At 39.9% G+C, this 16,277-nt stretch carries 12 protein-coding genes; 1 reads left to right on the top strand and 11 read right to left on the bottom strand.

Features of this window, described 5'->3' with window-relative positions:
- Positions 1-712 precede the first annotated feature (712 nt).
- Positions 713-1,480, top strand: a complete 768-nt coding sequence (locus DSM03_RS12960; protein WP_128761941.1) for a DUF481 domain-containing protein — start codon at positions 713-715, stop codon at positions 1,478-1,480.
- A 167-nt stretch (positions 1,481-1,647) separates the two neighbouring features.
- Here DSM03_RS12960 and DSM03_RS12955 read toward each other — a convergent pair whose 3' ends face one another.
- The 11 genes from DSM03_RS12955 to DSM03_RS12905 form a co-directional block, all read right to left on the bottom strand.
- Positions 1,648-4,194 (bottom strand): TrlF family AAA-like ATPase, encoded by a 2,547-nt coding sequence (locus DSM03_RS12955; RefSeq protein ID WP_128761942.1) that lies wholly within the window; start codon positions 4,192-4,194, stop codon positions 1,648-1,650.
- Positions 4,195-4,246: 52 nt separating this feature from the next.
- On the bottom strand, positions 4,247-4,747 hold the full coding sequence (locus DSM03_RS12950) for a gamma-glutamylcyclotransferase family protein (RefSeq protein ID WP_128761943.1): 501 nt from the start codon (positions 4,745-4,747) through the stop codon (positions 4,247-4,249).
- Positions 4,748-4,908: 161 nt separating this feature from the next.
- Positions 4,909-5,961, bottom strand: coding sequence for a HEPN domain-containing protein (locus DSM03_RS12945; protein ID WP_128761944.1), 1,053 nt, complete (start codon positions 5,959-5,961; stop codon positions 4,909-4,911).
- A gap of 172 nt (positions 5,962-6,133) precedes the next feature.
- Entirely contained in the window at positions 6,134-6,625 is a 492-nt protein-coding gene (locus DSM03_RS12940) for a hypothetical protein (RefSeq protein ID WP_128761945.1), read from the bottom strand.
- A gap of 505 nt (positions 6,626-7,130) precedes the next feature.
- Entirely contained in the window at positions 7,131-7,931 is an 801-nt protein-coding gene (locus DSM03_RS12935; RefSeq protein ID WP_128761946.1) for a haloacid dehalogenase type II, read from the bottom strand.
- A gap of 49 nt (positions 7,932-7,980) precedes the next feature.
- Positions 7,981-8,583, bottom strand: coding sequence for a TetR/AcrR family transcriptional regulator (locus DSM03_RS12930; protein WP_128761947.1), 603 nt, complete (start codon positions 8,581-8,583; stop codon positions 7,981-7,983).
- Positions 8,584-8,794: 211 nt separating this feature from the next.
- Positions 8,795-10,216 carry a purine-cytosine permease family protein gene (locus tag DSM03_RS12925; RefSeq protein WP_128761948.1) on the bottom strand — a complete coding sequence of 474 codons (1,422 nt, stop codon included), beginning with the start codon at positions 10,214-10,216 and terminating at the stop codon, positions 8,795-8,797.
- 4 nt (positions 10,217-10,220) lie between these two features.
- Positions 10,221-11,369 (bottom strand): alpha-hydroxy acid oxidase, encoded by a 1,149-nt coding sequence (locus tag DSM03_RS12920; RefSeq protein WP_128761949.1) that lies wholly within the window; start codon positions 11,367-11,369, stop codon positions 10,221-10,223.
- Positions 11,370-11,374: 5 nt separating this feature from the next.
- The gene (locus tag DSM03_RS12915; RefSeq protein ID WP_128761950.1) at positions 11,375-12,748 is read right to left on the bottom strand and encodes an FGGY-family carbohydrate kinase; all 1,374 of its coding nucleotides are present in this window, start codon (positions 12,746-12,748) and stop codon (positions 11,375-11,377) included.
- An 18-nt stretch (positions 12,749-12,766) separates the two neighbouring features.
- The gene (locus DSM03_RS12910) at positions 12,767-14,047 is read right to left on the bottom strand and encodes a sugar isomerase (RefSeq protein WP_128763223.1); all 1,281 of its coding nucleotides are present in this window, start codon (positions 14,045-14,047) and stop codon (positions 12,767-12,769) included.
- A gap of 92 nt (positions 14,048-14,139) precedes the next feature.
- On the bottom strand, positions 14,140-16,236 hold the full coding sequence (locus DSM03_RS12905) for a bifunctional aldolase/short-chain dehydrogenase (RefSeq protein ID WP_128761952.1): 2,097 nt from the start codon (positions 16,234-16,236) through the stop codon (positions 14,140-14,142).
- Positions 16,237-16,277: the final 41 nt, after the last annotated feature.

The following is a 16,277-nucleotide window of genomic DNA, read 5'->3' as shown; positions in this document are numbered from 1 at the left end:
CCTCCTGACGTCGGTTTAGCTCGCGTATTTGCTATTTCGCGGGAACTCGTGAATCTCCTGTCGTCGATTTAGCTCGCGTGTTTTCTATTTTTACGGGAGCTCGTGAATCTCCTGACGTCGATTTAGCTCGCGTGATTATTATTTTACGAGAGCTTGTGAACCTTCTTTGTCGGTTTGTATATTTTAAGGTTCTAGAAATTGTTCTGTTCATTTTCTTTAGCTCGTTGTTGCTTATTGGTTTTGGAACTCGTGAATCTCCTATCGTCGATTTGCTTCTCCAAAGAAAACGAACCAAAAGAAAAGAGCCTTTTTAATCTGTATCGCTTATTGGTTTTGGTCAGATTGAATGTGCCTATCTTTATTTCGGTTCTGTAGCCACTATTTGCTCAGGCACATTTCTTAGGTATTTTTGCCCTAAGGGGCAAAACCGCAAGAAGTCCCCTAAATTTTCTCCAAGGCTTCAAAAATTTTTAACGGGGACTTCGTGCTATACTGAAGAAAAAGAAGGCTAAAGAATTGTATTCTTAGAAATGGCCTACATGAGGGTATCGTCAAATTTGAAGTGTGTTTAAGGTTGCAGGCGGTGCCTTATCCTGTTCTTACCTGTTGTGACGGGCATTTATGTATACAGCTTCGGTGCCGGCCGGAAAATCAGGAATGCCTGAGGGGGTATTGGAAAAGATATTTTTATTTTTGGGATTCAGCACACGTTATGATCAGAATCCTACTTTTGGGGTGTCTCTGGCTGTCACCAGTCGTACTCTCCGCGCAATTAGTAAATATTGAATCGAAACGCATGCAGACCGACTCGTTACGGTTTGCACTCAATGGCGATTTTAGTCTGAACCATACCAATAATGATGGGAAACAGGTCACACAACTCGATATGGCCCTGACCACCCAATTGAAATCCAAAGATCTCCAGAAGCTCTATTTCCTGATCGGAACTTACCGGCTGATCGATTCTGGAGCGGAAAACCTGCAGAACGCCTGGTTTCTCCACGGAAGATTTAATTATAAGTTTCGGAAATTACAGTGGTTACGCTTTGAAACCTTTATACAGGGGCAATACAACCAACTGCTGGTGGTAGAACAGCGCAACCTGATCGGGGCCGGTCTCCGGGTAAAATGGATGGACAGAGCTCGGTTTACCGGCTATGCCGGTACTAGTTATCTGTATGAAGTGGAGTATAGCGATCGGGCGGGAACGACTGATTACAATCACCGCAACAGCACCTACCTCACGGTATCCTATGCTCCGAAATCGGCTAAATTTTCGATTGCCAATACGGTCTATTATCAACCGCTTTATAAGGAACTGAGCGACTACCGGATTCTGGAACAGTTTCGGCTGGACGTTCCCCTGGCGGAGTGGTTTAAAGTTTTTACGGCATACAACTACTATTTAGACCGGGAAACCCCGCTGAATACCCGGGAATATACCTCCAACCTAAATATAGGGATAGGAATCAGTTTGTGATTGTTGAAGCGGACCTTATAAGCTACTCCATATGGATTGTACTTTTACGTACTGAGTAAATCAAGGCGGTTGCCTGACCTGTTGGATGATTTGTGTTTTTGGAGGGCTGATTTATTGAAGATATAGTGTTGGTTTTTTTATTTTTTTTTTGCGGCTGACTTTTCTTATTAAATTCGATATTGATATTTGTTTTCACGTTTTTTGAAAGCTTCAAAACCACCCTCAAGTCCAATTAAAGTTTCTCTTGTGTCTTCGTTTTCAATGGTCGTACTTTTTATTACAGTTGATTGAGTCGCTTCATCAATACTTAAAATATGAATTAATTCTGCATCTCCATTAACTACAAAATTTGCATTGTGTGTTGCAAAAACAATTTGCCTACTTCTCTTTCTATCTTTAATTACTTCCACAAGATAATTTGATATTAAAAGACTATCGAGGTGAGCTTCTGGTTCATCAATGATTATTGGGTTATTTCCTAATAATAATAAGATAACTAAAACGGCAGTACATCTTTGACCAAAAGATGATTTTTCGATAGGTCTTCCATCATACTGTACCTTTACCATTTTAAAGTCTACATAATTTAGGTAAGTCATTTTTGTCAGTAACTCATACGCCTTAAAGTTTGAATCTAAACTGAATAATTCAATCAAAAAACCTTTTGCGTTTGAAGCGCTTGGATAGTTTTTCAATTTATCAATGAGTACTTCTTTAGTTGTTATGTCTTTTGGTAAAACACAAAACAAAATATCTTTTAAGACATTGTCACTTTTATAATTACTTCTCGCAATTTGACCTTCAAACAAGCTTTTGAAATCGCTAAATATCTTTTTATTAGCAGCATTTTCATCAAAGTCAAAGTTTAATGAAATCGGCTTTACAGATGTGTTTTTTAGATTTTCAAGGATTTCACTAATTGATTTGATTTGAGTTTCAATTTCTGTTTGGTAATCCGAACTTGCATTCATACAAATGTTTTCGTCAAACCCATCAATTTCCAATTGTAAAACATTTATGTCAGCTTCTCTTTTTTGAATATCAACTTCCAAAGAGTTAATTAAGATGTTTGCATTAGAAATGTCTTTTAGATTTTCTTCTGTAAGACCCTTGTCTGATAAATATTTTTTTAATTCCGCTTTTTTTAAGACTAGCTGTGCTTCTAATTCGGACAATCTCAATATTGATGCTGAAAAATCAACTAGGGCAGAAGAGTCTGTAATATCTTTTAATGCCTTAACAATTCTGTCTATTTCTAATTCATATTCATTGTTTGGCTCAACCTGATTGTTTTTTGTTTGTAGTTCTAATAAGTCAACAACTAATTGATTATACCTTTCCGTTGATGATTTAAGTTGATTTATTTCTACAGTTAACTCTTTTAATTCGGCATTGATTCGCTTGTATTCTTCACTCGAAAAGGATTCAACAAGTTTTTTATTGGTCGCTAGTTCTTTCTTCTTTTGTTCTAATTCTTCTTTTAAAGTTTCAATACGCCTAACATTTATTATATGCTTTTTGTAATTCGTTAAACATTGATTTAAGACCTCTTCTTTACTAGAGATAAGTCCTAATTCATCTCTTTTAAGAATACGTCCGTAAACTGCACTTGTTAATTTATGATAGTCTTGTGCGAAATCTTCAATTTCATTTTGACTTAAGAATTCAATATATTTTTCGTCAGCATCATTGTCGATATCAACACTATCCTCTATGGATAGTACATTTCCATTTACATCACGGATTTTTTTGCTTGCAAAGAATTGATTTTCACCTGATTTTAATTTTTCGTGAATCAAATTCAATATTGTGCTTTTCCCTGCGCCACGTCCACCAATAATACAAGTGAAATTTGGACTTAAATTGATTTCATTCTTTCCCGACAAGCAAAAGCTTTCATTCTCAAACATTGAGTCAGATGGAAAATCTAAAACAATTTTATTTATCCTTATAGGTGGTGGAATAGGAGCGTTAGTTCCTATATGTATTCTGTATTCTGGTTCAAATAATATTTGTTTTAAGCCTTCAAAAGTTGGCTCTGATTTTATCCAAAGATTTTGTTTGACTTGATAATCTGTTATGTCGTGATTATCAGAACAAATAATCATTGGAATTTGAGCTTTGATTGCAGGGAAAACAATGTTCCTATAATCTTCTTGGTCTTTCTCTTGACCTAATTCTAAAATGTCAATATGGTTTAAAACTAAATCCGTTTTTAAAGCCATTTTATAAGGCAAAGTATTAGTAATATTCTCTATAGTGTTTACTTTGCCTCCTGCATGAACTGTTACCAGACCTCCTAATGAATGTATTAAATGACAAGTTTCTTTTAGGTCGCAATGAATATATTGGTCACCACCTTTGTCTTGAATATCTTTTTTGGTAATCCCACAAGTGGATTGTAGTTTAATCCAAATATCATCGATGTCACTTTTTTCAGAAAAGATGCCTATAAAATGAATTGAATCACTACCACCAAGTTCTGCTCTAAATTCAATTCCTGGTAATACTGTTACTTTTCCTTTGCCTAGTTCTTGAAGATTTACAATTCTTGCAACATCCATAACGTGATGATCTGTTATGGCTACTACTTCAACATTATTTGCTACTAATGTATCTATGATGTCTTGGTCAGATACTCCTTTATTCTTGTAATCATACGATGTTTGTGTGTGGAAATGTAAATCCCACTTTCTCCATACATTTCCTATCATAATTTTATCTTCTTGTTTTTCAGTTTATGCTAAACTGTGTTAGTAGCTTACTTTATTTAAATTTTAAAATATTTTCATTTTTTATTCTTCTTTCATCGTTTTCATCCTGTTCTGAATTTATGGATTCTAAATTTTTAACGTAATGAATTGGTAATCCATTCTCTTTTGCTCCTTCGGTGATAAAAGCTTTGTACCAATTATATGGTTTTAGTTTTCTATTAATTGATTTGTCGTTAGCGATATAAATTTGTGCTTTATGTAATTCTTTTCGGTCATTAACTTCAATAATTGATTCATTATAACCAAAATTTAAACCTTCTGCTCTATCGAGTAAAGGCTTCTCTTTTTCGTCTATTTCAAACAATACACCCCAAACTAAATCTTCTTTATTATCAGTTTTGAAAACAGTTGCCTTTCCTGAACTGTCCTTACTCACTTTTGAACATTCTAAAGAAAAGCCTTCAATAAATCCATTAGATATTTTTACGGCAGAAGGAACTCTATTTTTTAACCTATTAAGGTTCATATTTGATCCGTAAGCGAATATTTTCATTTTAATTGTCGTTTTTTAACTTGCCTAATTGATTGACTACAGATTCGGTGCGGTAAAATCATTTCGGATTTTTCTGATTGATAATGAATATTCAAAAAAGAGGTGAATTCCGTAATCGTGATTTAGTCGCAAAGAAATATTTATGGTATTGGCAGTGGTCATTATTTTTGATAAAGTACGTAGTTCACTAAACTCATTTTACTGTATTGCATTGCAGCTATCAATTCCGTAAAATGTTTTTCTCTTTCCTCAGGATTATTCCAATCAAAAAAAATATCTCCCATTAATAAATTACCTGTATGCGCAATTTGCGATCGTCTTCCATAAAGCTTATTTATAACTTTATTTAAGTCCTCATTCTGTGATAAATATTTTTTTAGATAGTTTTTAATCTGTTGACTGATTCCCCAAATAGGGCTGCCACATTTTTTGCATTTATAATTTGAAGTTTTTATTTTTTTACAAGAATTACATTCAAACTCTATTTCTTCCTTATTAATTTTAGATTCAAGGTGCGTCATTGTTTCGATACTTGAAATAAAAGCAAGAAAGGCTAAACTTTTCATGTCATTTCTTATTTTCATTCCATTGTTAATTAAGGTGACTGCCGAATCGAAGTATTGCTTTTTTAAATCATCTAATTTTTTAAGTGAATCAAAAAATAGCTCTGTGTATTCCCCTATTGTTAATTCATTTTTAAGTTGATTGTCAATATCTGGATGTGTATAATATCTGCTATGCTCAATATTATTAACTTCTTCAAATTCAGTTTCTGAAAACTTATAAATGTACATTTCGTCCTTAAAGTTTTCATCATAGTAAATTCTTGTTCCATATTGACACTTTATGTCCTCACTGGTGTTTGAATTCAAGTTTATATACCAACCTTGGTCTGTTATATCATATATGAAGAAATAATGATTTGTAACAACAGATAATAATCTTAGAATATACCTTACAACATTATTTTCGTGATTTAGCTCTGAAAAAATTCCAGAAGTATCTTCGTCAACGATATCTTCTTGAGATATAGGTACAATATCATTTTTATTATATGTGTACTCTAGAATGAAAGGATAATGATTGGTTTTAACGTCTTTATCTACATAATTAATAATTGGTAAAATTTGAAACCAATCACATTTGAATGTTTTCTTTATTTTTTTATCACAAAAACAGATTGCTCTTTTGTATTTTAAATTGTCCTCGTTCATTGTTTTTTCAAGTTATTGTCAACATAGTCATAACACAACTGCTTATATTATATCTGTTTTCAAATGGGTTAAAGTATCTACATTCTCCCCGTAAACATAAATTATATACCTAGAACCTTTTTACGGAATTCCTTATTCGGCATTGAAACTGAGAAGCCAGGTAGCTTTTTACCTATTTTCCAATGTATTTTTTAGGTATGGGGGTAGTTTCTGTTTCTATAGTCCATAAAAGGCTTACGATCCACCAGCGGTCGGCATAATAGGTGAGTTGATAGCTGTTTATTCCGCGTTCTTCAGCTCCTTCGGAGTCTTTGCCCTGAAAGGTCTGGAATACCTGCGCAATCCCCTGATAGGCATCAACTACTTTATGAATTTCCTGTTCCCGGTACCCTGCTTCATAATAGGGATCTTTTAGGAGGACGAGGAACTCATCCAGCGTTACGGTTTCCGCTTGTGTAGCATCGGCAACTGTGAATAGGGCAGCCGGGTGAAATAAATTCCGAATGGCGGTCGTATCCATTTTTTCGCCTTTTTCGATTGTGATTTGATCCAGGAGTTCGTTGATGATTCCGTCAATAGTTTTTAGAGAAGCCTCCGGGTTTTCCTGAGCCCGGGAACTCCCTGAGGCGGTCAGGAACAGGAGTAGGCAAAGCACGTGTTTCATATCGTGTTGATTTGGTATTGCTCGTATATACCGCGTAGCACCCAGCAGGGCGCTGTGATTTTAGGGGGGGATTTTCGTTTTAAGTTGTAAACTCCTGTAAACGAATGCGGTATCTGTTGCGTAAATATAACAGTTTATCCTTTAAGCTCTTAACGGAATGATAAATTGGGGCTTGAAGTGCGCTATTAATGGGTCGCTTAAAGTGAAGTAGGTGGAATTCTGAACTTCCCGAAGTTTCGGGACGGCATGTTTTCTATTTTGTTTATGCTGTTGACATAAAGGCTCTTCGGATAACATATTTTTCAGATTCCATTTTGCAGGTTCAGCTACCTATATACTGTCCTCTGTATTCATCATGAAGTTGAATGCAGTTTAGTCCTCTTACATTGGATTCTTTTGGTAGCTGTACGTATTTCAAATTTGCTTGACCCCTTAGTAAATACCGAGTGTAACGCAAAATCAGGAATACTCAAAGACGTATCAATTCATTCATCGTGATCGGTTTTTATTTTAATGCGATTAATTTTTCTGCAATTCGTGCCAGGTCTTTTTCATTGATTTCGGGCTTTGGTGCCAACGGGTATAATTGTGCACCCGGTCTGCTGATAAATGCTCCTCTCCAGCCTGCCCAAATTGCACCTGCAATATCCCAACCATGCGCGGCTACCAACAAACATTCTTCCGGTTCTATCCCCATTTTTCGTGCAGCCCAGTCGTATGCATCTGCATCTGGTTTAAATTTACCCAGATCTTCAATGCTCAATCTTTCGTCAAAATATGCTGTGAGGCCTGCGTTTTCAAATTGAGTTTGTACGCCTTTGTTAGATGAGTTTGTGAACGACACCATTTTATAGCCGGCATCTTTTAATGCCTGTAACGCAGCTTTTACTTCCGGGTGGGCAGGTAACGACCGAATGGGACCTAAAATGGCTTCTTGTGCTTCTTTCTCAGTTACTTCAATACCGTTATTTGCAGCTACCATTTGTAAAGCTGCGGCGCCTATGATGCCAAAATCTTTATACTGCCTTCCTACAGTAGAAACCAATGAGTATTGTAACATAGTTGTAAACCAAAGGGGTAGTAATTCGTTTCTACCACCAAGTAGGTCTCCAACACTTGTTTTCATTGCGGTTAAGTCTAATAAGGTTTCATTCACATCAAAGAACAAAACTTTAGGTCTTGTTGTAGCTACCTTTTTTTCGTTTTCTTCATGACGAATTGACTCAAACCCCATTGCCGGAAATGCGGCTCCGGTAGCTCCAAGTATTGCCGTGTTTTTTATAAAGTTTCTTCTGTTATTTTGCATATTATATGTTTTAAAACATACCTATGAGTATGTTTTTTGGTTAAAAAAATTAGGGTTTTAGTTGATTGATGTATAACGACAAACCAGAAATATAGTGATTGATCACACGATCATCCTCATATATTTTTCTGATTCCTCTAATTCCTTCAAAAGCGCTAATCAAATACACAGCTGCGGCTTCACTCGGTATTTCATTTTTAATAGTTTTCTGTTCTTTTCCTTTGTCGATTAAGGTAACCAGGGCAGATTTCCATTTTTCTATAATACTTTTTAAGGCTAGTTGATAGCTTACTTCATAATTGCCAATTTCGTTTATGAAATTATTCATAGGGCATCCATGTTTCTTATCGTACACCGGAAAGGACTTTATTCTATTTAAAAAAGTTTCTTCTAAAATTTTGATAGCATTACCCGGTTGTTCCAAGGGAACTATCATCCCGTCATACACACGTTGTTGCAGTTTTAGTTGAATAACCTCGAGTCCGAGTTGTTGTTTGCTTTTATAATGATGGTAAAAGGCACCTTTTGTCATTTTTGTAGCCTTCATTACATCATTTACACTGGTAGATTTAAATCCGTTTTCATAAAACAGTTTAAAGGCTTCGTGTAGAATATGCTGTTTGGTTATTTCAGATTTTAATTCTTGCTGCATAATGCAAACTTATAAATAAAAATACCGATCAGAATGTTTTTGGATTGGTTTTAACAGAATTTCCAATTGGGACTTGAAGGGTGATGCTCATAAGATACTTCAAGAATCGGAAGACTATTTTGTCATTTTTACTAAAAAGAAATGGCCGTTATTCCCTACTATAACGACCATTTGAAGGTGCTGTTGAGCACCCGTTTTTCTTTAATTGGGGTTAAGCGGTTCGCTGCTTTTTCTGATAAAACTTGCTGAAGATTAAAAACAGTACTCCACAACTGATCCACGCCGGTAAGGTGAGGAAGGAGAGGAATACCTCAAATTGAATCGAAATAAAGTAAAACACGCCAAAGCTTAAGGCCCAGGCACCAAACACCGCCCAGTTGAATTTGATTCCGGTTTTTTCGGCATAAAAGGATTGGATCCCGGCTTGTTTTCCAAAGAAATATTCAAAGACAATGATGGCCCCTATAGGTGCCAGAATAAAACCGTAGAGGGCTACAAAGCCTAAAAGCTTCATGGCAAATGCGGGAAATAATCCTGCAATCGTAGCTACGGTACCGGCAATGATGGTCACCCAAAAGGTGGAGAGTTTGGGTATGATGGCTTGAAATGCGAGTCCGGCCCGGTAGATCGTGGGGTTAGCAGTCGTCCATCCCGCAAGGATCACAGCGATAATTCCAAATACCCCAATGGCATTGTAGGCCAAAGGACCCGGAGCTACCGAAGGTGCTTCGCCACCGGCAAGCATGGCCTGGGCTTCAGGAGATTTAAGATAGACCGCATATAACAACGCGGCAGCGATCCAGGCGATGTAGTGACCGATGTAAATACCACCGGCGGTCGTCCATCCTGCACTTGGTTTTTTCGCAAAGCGGAATACCGACAGATCAGACATCCCGATGTGCATGGCCGCATTGGCAAACCACGACCACAGCACCACGTGCCAAAACGTATATTTTACCTGTCCCGGAAAGGGTTCACCCCCGTCTCCCCAGATGTTCCAAAAATCAGCAAAACTGTTTACATCCAGTTGGATCAACGCTACAACCCCACAGGCAATAAACGCCACCACGATAATGGGCGACATCCAGTTGGCTGCTTTAGCCACGGTATTATACCCTTTTGCAGCGATGACGGAAATCACCGCGCCAATGGCAATAACGATGATCACCCAGGTCAGGCTGTTGGGCGTGGTGTCGGTAAGTTTGGGCATTTCCATATCAAAAGGAATCCCTACCGCAGTTGCCGATACGGTAATCATCGCTCCGGCCAAAAAGCAAAACAGAACTCCGTTTGCAAGGTTGTACGCGGTCACCAGGCGGGTACCACAGATTTTTTCTAAATGAAAGTATAAGGTATATCTGAATTTTGTACCGATCTCAGCAGTCAAAAACCGCCAGCTCAACACCGCCATCAGGTTGCCCAGCAGCAGGCCTACAATCAGGTCAAAAGCACTTACCCCTGTGGTTAAAAACAGAGGGCCAATGACAAACTCGGTTCCGGCTGCGTGTTCCCCGGCATACATGCCTAAAAAGGCTTTCCAGCTCTGCAGTCTGGACTGGGGTACGCGTTCGCGTTCAAATTCGCCGCCGGCAATGGCTTCAATGGTTTCTTCTTCCTGATTGTATTGTGACATTAGTTTAGGTTATTAAGTGTTTGGGCAGGTCTTCGACCCGCTCGCAAACCAGTTGATCCATTACTTGTTTAAATTGGGTTTTGAGCATCCCGATGGTATGATCTCCGCCTTTATTGCCTAATGCGCCACAGCCGTACATAAACGAGCGGCCCATAAAGGTAAATTTGGCACCGCAAGCCACCGCCCGGGCAATATCAGGGCCGGAACGCAGGCCGCTGTCCATCATCACCTCGATCTGGTCGCCGTAGGTGGCTGCGATTTCTTTAAGCGAATTTATAGTCGATTGGGCGGCATCCAGTTGGCGTCCACCGTGGTTGGAAACGATGATGCCGTCAAAGCCCATGCGTATCGCATCCTGCGTATCCTGCAGGGATTGTACGCCTTTAAGTACCAGTTTACCCTTCCAGCGGTCGCGGATGGGTTTTATTTTTTCTTCGTTGAGTTTGCCTGAAAAGGTACGGTCCATAAACGCGCCCAGTTGCTTTAGGTTCAAGCCTTCAGGGGTGTAGGGTTTTAGGTTTTCAAAAGTAGGCTGACCGTATTTGAGTGTGTTGTACGCCCAGGTAGGTTTGCCCAGGATTTGCATGATATTCTTAACAGACATTTTAGGCGGAAGCGCCAATCCGTTTTTAAAATCCCTTGGGCGAAAGCCAAAGGTAGGCACATCGCACAGCAGTACGAGAACCGGGCAACCGGCGGCTTCAGCACGGTCAATAATGTCGTTGCGCACCGCGTCTTCCACCGGATTGTACAACTGAAACCAGGCATTGCCTTCGGTGAGTTCGCTGGCTTTTTCGATATCCATTGTGGTTACCGTACTCAGAATAAACGGAATGTTGTGTTTGTGAGCAGCTTTAGCTAAAATAGCAGGTGAGTTGGGCCACATCAGCCCCTGAAGGCCTACCGGAGCGATGCCAAAAGGCGCATCAAACTCCATTCCCAGTACTTTGGTTTTGGTAGCGCTTTCGCCATAATTGTTGAGGTAACGGGGTTGCAACTGCACGTCACGGATTTCAGAAGTGTTGCGCTTGATGCTTACATCTTCATTACAACCTCCGTCGAGGTATTCAAAGGCAAAGGCCGGAACCCGACTTTTTGCTTTGGTTCTTAAATCATCTACAGAAGGATACGCGGTGTCAAAAGAATTGGTCATAATTTTCATTTTGCGATGAAGGGAATATGCTTCTTCATCGAATAGTTTTTCTTGAGAAATTTTGAATTCAGTTGCGTATCAGAGATGCAAATCGCGGCGCCCAGGGCAGACCCCAGTGAGGAATCTGTGGTGCGCAATTCCATCGCTCTAAAATGATGCGAAAGCAGTTGGATATATACTTCGTTATCGCTAAAACCGCCGTCCACAAAAAGCTTTTCGATAGCCATGCTGCCTTTGGCACTTTTGATACTCGCGACCTGAAGCAATACGAGCTCCACCATCAAGTGATGATACGCGTGTTCAAAAGTAGTATATCTTAATGTTGTTTTGTGTGGCACATTGGGAACATCAATTGATTCCCAGTTAAAAAGCTGCTCAAAGTCTTTGTGGATCTCGTAGTGTATCTCGGGATCAAATTTTACGGTTTTGTGGTAATCAGCTTCAACACCATAGTGTTTCGCCAACTTTTTAACCTGAATGCTGTATTCATTTCCCAGAAACAGCCGCGCCGATTTTACAGGTTTGCCGTTGATGCGCATGTAGTTGATGCAATCGTCTGCAACATCTTTGGCGGTTAGCAGGCTATCGGTAAACGGGTTGAGCGAAATACTCCAGGTACCTGTCGAGATCAGGATAAACGGTTTGCTCAGGCTGCGCACGTAGGGCAGGAGGGCAGCAGAGCTGTCGTGAATACCCACGCCAATTTTAATGCGCTTGCCGTTGTAATTCATATTGATGCTCGTTTCGGTAGAAACGATGGGCGGCAGGATTTGATCCAGTTTTTCGGCATAAACCCAATCGTGATAATCCTTTTTCTCAAAATCCCAAAGAGCGGTATGACACCCTATGCTGGTGTATTCGCTTAGCGGAATTCCGGTAAACACAAAACTCAAATACTGCGGCAGGTGCAACGAATATCTGATCTTTTTAAAAACTTCCGGTTTGGTGTTTTTGAGCCAATACAATTGAATCCCGGCATTGAGCATTCCGGAGCTTGATGAACCCGTTTGTTGATGAAAATCAGCTTCCGGGCCGTATTTTTCATAAAAGCTATCACTGATTTTCTGCGGAATGCTTTTGGTATAATTGTACATCGGGAAAATTACCTCGCGGTTTTCATCCAGATGCACCAGGCTGGCGCCGTAAGACGAAAAGTTGATGGCCTTAATATTGTATTTCTCGGTCTTCAGGATGCGGTCAAAAACCGTTTTTAGCCAGTTGCGCAACGCGGAAAGGTCTTCGGTGGGATGTCCGTCTTCATCTTCGATCTCGTCAAACTGCACATATTCGCGATACACCTCCTGAAAATCTTCGTCAAAAAGGAAGAATTTCTTGTTGGTTTTACCGATATCAAAAATAGCCGTTACTGTTTGTTTCATCAACTGCTTCTTTCGGAATTAAAGTCCTGTAGCGATGGTGTTCTTACCCCGCTCTTTGATCAGTTGCTCGCGTACTTCCAGTTTTCGGTAGGCAGCAATAGGATTGATCACCCCACCGGTTTGTAAACGGGCTTCCCGTACGAGCGGTCTTACATCGGTACGATAGGCTTCCTGCAAAATCTCCTGGCAACGTGTTACATCATGTGCTTCCTGTGCAGCTCGTAAAGCATTCTGATCGATCAATAACGCCTTGGCATAGGCTTCCTGGATCGCCTCTAATGACTGAATTAAATCTTCTAACGGATCTTTAAGGTTGTGGCTCGCATCGATCATCCAACCCAATTCCGGGTTTTGTGGATTGTTTTGCATGCCGTACACGAGTTCGTTAAAAATAAGAAACAAGGCATAGGGCTTAATGCTCCCTACGGTGATGTCATCATCCCCATATTTACTTTCGTTAAAATGGAAGCCTCCCAGTTTACCTTTCAGCATTAAAATTGAAACGATCTGTTCAATATTGGTATTCGGTAAGTGGTGCCCCAAATCAACTAAGGTATAGGCGCGTTCACCGCAACCGTTTGCTAACATTAGTGAAGTACCCCAATCCTGAATAACCGTACTGTAGAAATAAGGCTCATACGGTTTATACTCGATGAACATTTTCCAGTCTGCAGGCATATCTTCATAAATGTCTATCAGGCTGTTTTGGGTGTGGGTTAAAGCTGTTTGAAAATTGTTCTGCCCCGGGAATGAAGCTCCGTCTGCTAACCAAACGGTAAGACTTTTAGAGCCCAGTTTGTTACCAATTTCAATCACCTCTTTATTGTGTGCAATCGCTTGCTCCCGTACCGCTGCACTGGTATTACTCAGCGAACCGTATTTATAGGTTTCCTTTTGATCTTTTTGATCCTGAAAGGTGTTGCTATTCACCGCATCAAACTTGATCTTGTTAAGCGCAGCAAGCTCTTTGATCGCCTGGTAATCATTAGGTACATCCCAGGGAATGTGAAGGGAAACAGCCCCGGCGGTCTGAGTAAGGCTGTGAATCAAGCCAATGTCTTCAATCTTTTGCTCTAAAGAAGCCGGTTCACCCCCGTAAGAGAATCTTCCGAAGCGTGTTCCTCCGGCACCCAACGCCCAACTGGGTATGGCTACTTGAAATTCGGCTAGTTTATTGATGATGTTTTCTACATCTGTACCGTCTTTTGACAACGATTGAGTGAGAAAATCAAATTTAGTTTTATGATCTGAAATTCCTGATTTATTCAGGTCTTCGAGTTGTTGTTTTTGAATTTTCATAACCGGATTTTAGGATGCTGAAAATTAGCAGAAACTTCCGGAATCTTCAAAGACACCGGAGTTTCTGTTAATCTTAAACCATTCAATTAAAATTAGCGTACAAAAGCATTGGCCATACCCCCGTCTACATTGATGGTATTACCCGTACTTTTAAGAAGTACTCCCACACATGCAAAAACACCTTCTGCAATATCATCTGGCAGGATGATCTCGTTCAGTAAATTGCGTTTTGCATAATGAGCAGGTAAGTCTTTAACTTCAATACCATAGGCCTTGGCGCGGCCTTCTGCCCAGGCACCTTCCCAGATTTTGCTACCTACGATAACCCCATCCGGATTCACGGTGTTCACTCGTATTTTATCGGGTCCTAATTCAGCAGCCAGCAAACGTGTCATGTGTTGCTGTGCAGCTTTAGCCGTACCGTACCCTACATTGTTAGGTCCTGAAACGAGTCCGTTTTTACTGGCGATATTTACAATATCACCACCCAGACCTTGTTTGCGCATTATGGCAACACCTTCCTGGGCCATGAGGAACTGTCCTTTTACCAGGACATCCTGAAGTAGATCCCAATCTTTTTGAGTAGTATCTTCTAAAGGTTTAGAGATTGCAAGCCCTGCAGAGTGAATCACGATATCTACACCACCAAAAGCAAGACAGGCATCTTTATAGGCATTTTCAATTGCATTCTGGTTAGTCACGTCACAGACAGCACCGGCGACCTGATCTTTCTTGTAAGTAGCAACTGCTTCTTGTAAAGCTTCTTTGCTCATATCAGTAAGTACCACATTGGCACCTTCTGCGACCAGTTTATTTGCAATCGCTTTACCAATACCACCGGCAGCACCGGTTACAATTGCCACTTTACGGGAAAGCGGTTGTTCTTTTGGCATGCGTTGCAGTTTTGCTTCTTCCAGAAGCCAGTATTCAATATCAAAGGCTTCCTGACGCGGAAGAGACGTATAGCTCGTAATAGCTTCTGCACCCCGCATCACATTGATCGCATTGATATAGAATTCGCTTGCTACTCGTGTAGTCTGCTTGTTTTTAGCAAAGCTGAACATACCCACCCCCGGATATATTATGATCACCGGATTAGGGTCACGCATTGCCGGGCTGTTGTCATGCTTGCAATTTTCGTAATAGTCTTTATATTCCTGACGGTACTTTTCAAAAGAAGGTTTCAGTTTTTCCAAAACGGCTTCCGTATCGTCCAGGTCATCATCTTTATGCAGATTGAGAATTAACGGCTGAATTTTAGTTCGTAAAAAATGATCAGGACATGAAGTTCCCATAGGTGCAAGGCGTTCCAGATCATTGCTGTTGATGAACTGCATCACCGTTTCAGTATCTGTAAAATGACCAATCATTCTATTTTCAGAAGAGGCTAAACCTCTTAAAAGAGGCATTAACTTGGCTGCCTGATCTTTGCGTTTTCCTATAGGTAAACTCACCACTTTTTCGCCGCCAAAAACACTGCCTTTTTCTTTTACTTTTTCTTCGATATAAGAAGAAGCTTTTTCGATAACTTCAAGACTGTTGATGTAGCATTCGTAAGAGGTATCTCCCCAAGTAAACAAGCCGTGACTCCCTAAAACGATCCCACGAATACCCGGGTTTTCGTTCAGGCATTTTTCCAGTTGAAGTCCCAAGTCAAAACCAGGACGTTGCCAAGGCACCCAACCCATAGTATCTCCCCAAATTTCTTTAGTCACTTGCTCACTGTCTGCTGCAGCTGCAATTGCGATCAAGGCATCAGGGTGCAGGTGATCTATATGTTTAAAAGGAAGTAATCCGTGGAGTGGGGTATCTATAGATGGTGCTTTAGAATCCAGATCGTAAATACAGTGGTTAAAAAGTCCTACCATACGATCTTCATCTTCAAGCCCACCATACACATTTTTAAGGTTTCTCAGACGCTCTGTATATAAACCTGCAATGCCTTGTCTGGTTAGTGTACCGATATCTCCCCCAGAACCTTTTACCCACATCACTTCAACATCTTCATTGGTAAGTGGATCTTTCTCTATGGTTTTGCAGCTGGTATTTCCGCCGCCATAATTTGTAATTCTTAAATCTGCGCCAAGGATGTTTGAACGATAGAGAAAAAGAGCAACCTGATCGTCACCTAATTCTGCAGCTTTTTGTTCATCCCAAAGATAATCTACGTGGCTAAAAGTTTTTTCCATTTTTAGTTTGTAAAGGTTAAAGCATCTGTTCTCAAAATTAT

It is taken from the genome of Leeuwenhoekiella aestuarii (genome assembly GCF_004104055.1).
In the GTDB taxonomy this organism is placed as follows: Bacteria; Bacteroidota; Bacteroidia; order Flavobacteriales; family Flavobacteriaceae; genus Leeuwenhoekiella; species Leeuwenhoekiella aestuarii.
The sequence above is the reverse complement of the archived record's forward strand: the minus strand, read 5'-3'. Positions and strand labels throughout refer to the sequence as shown.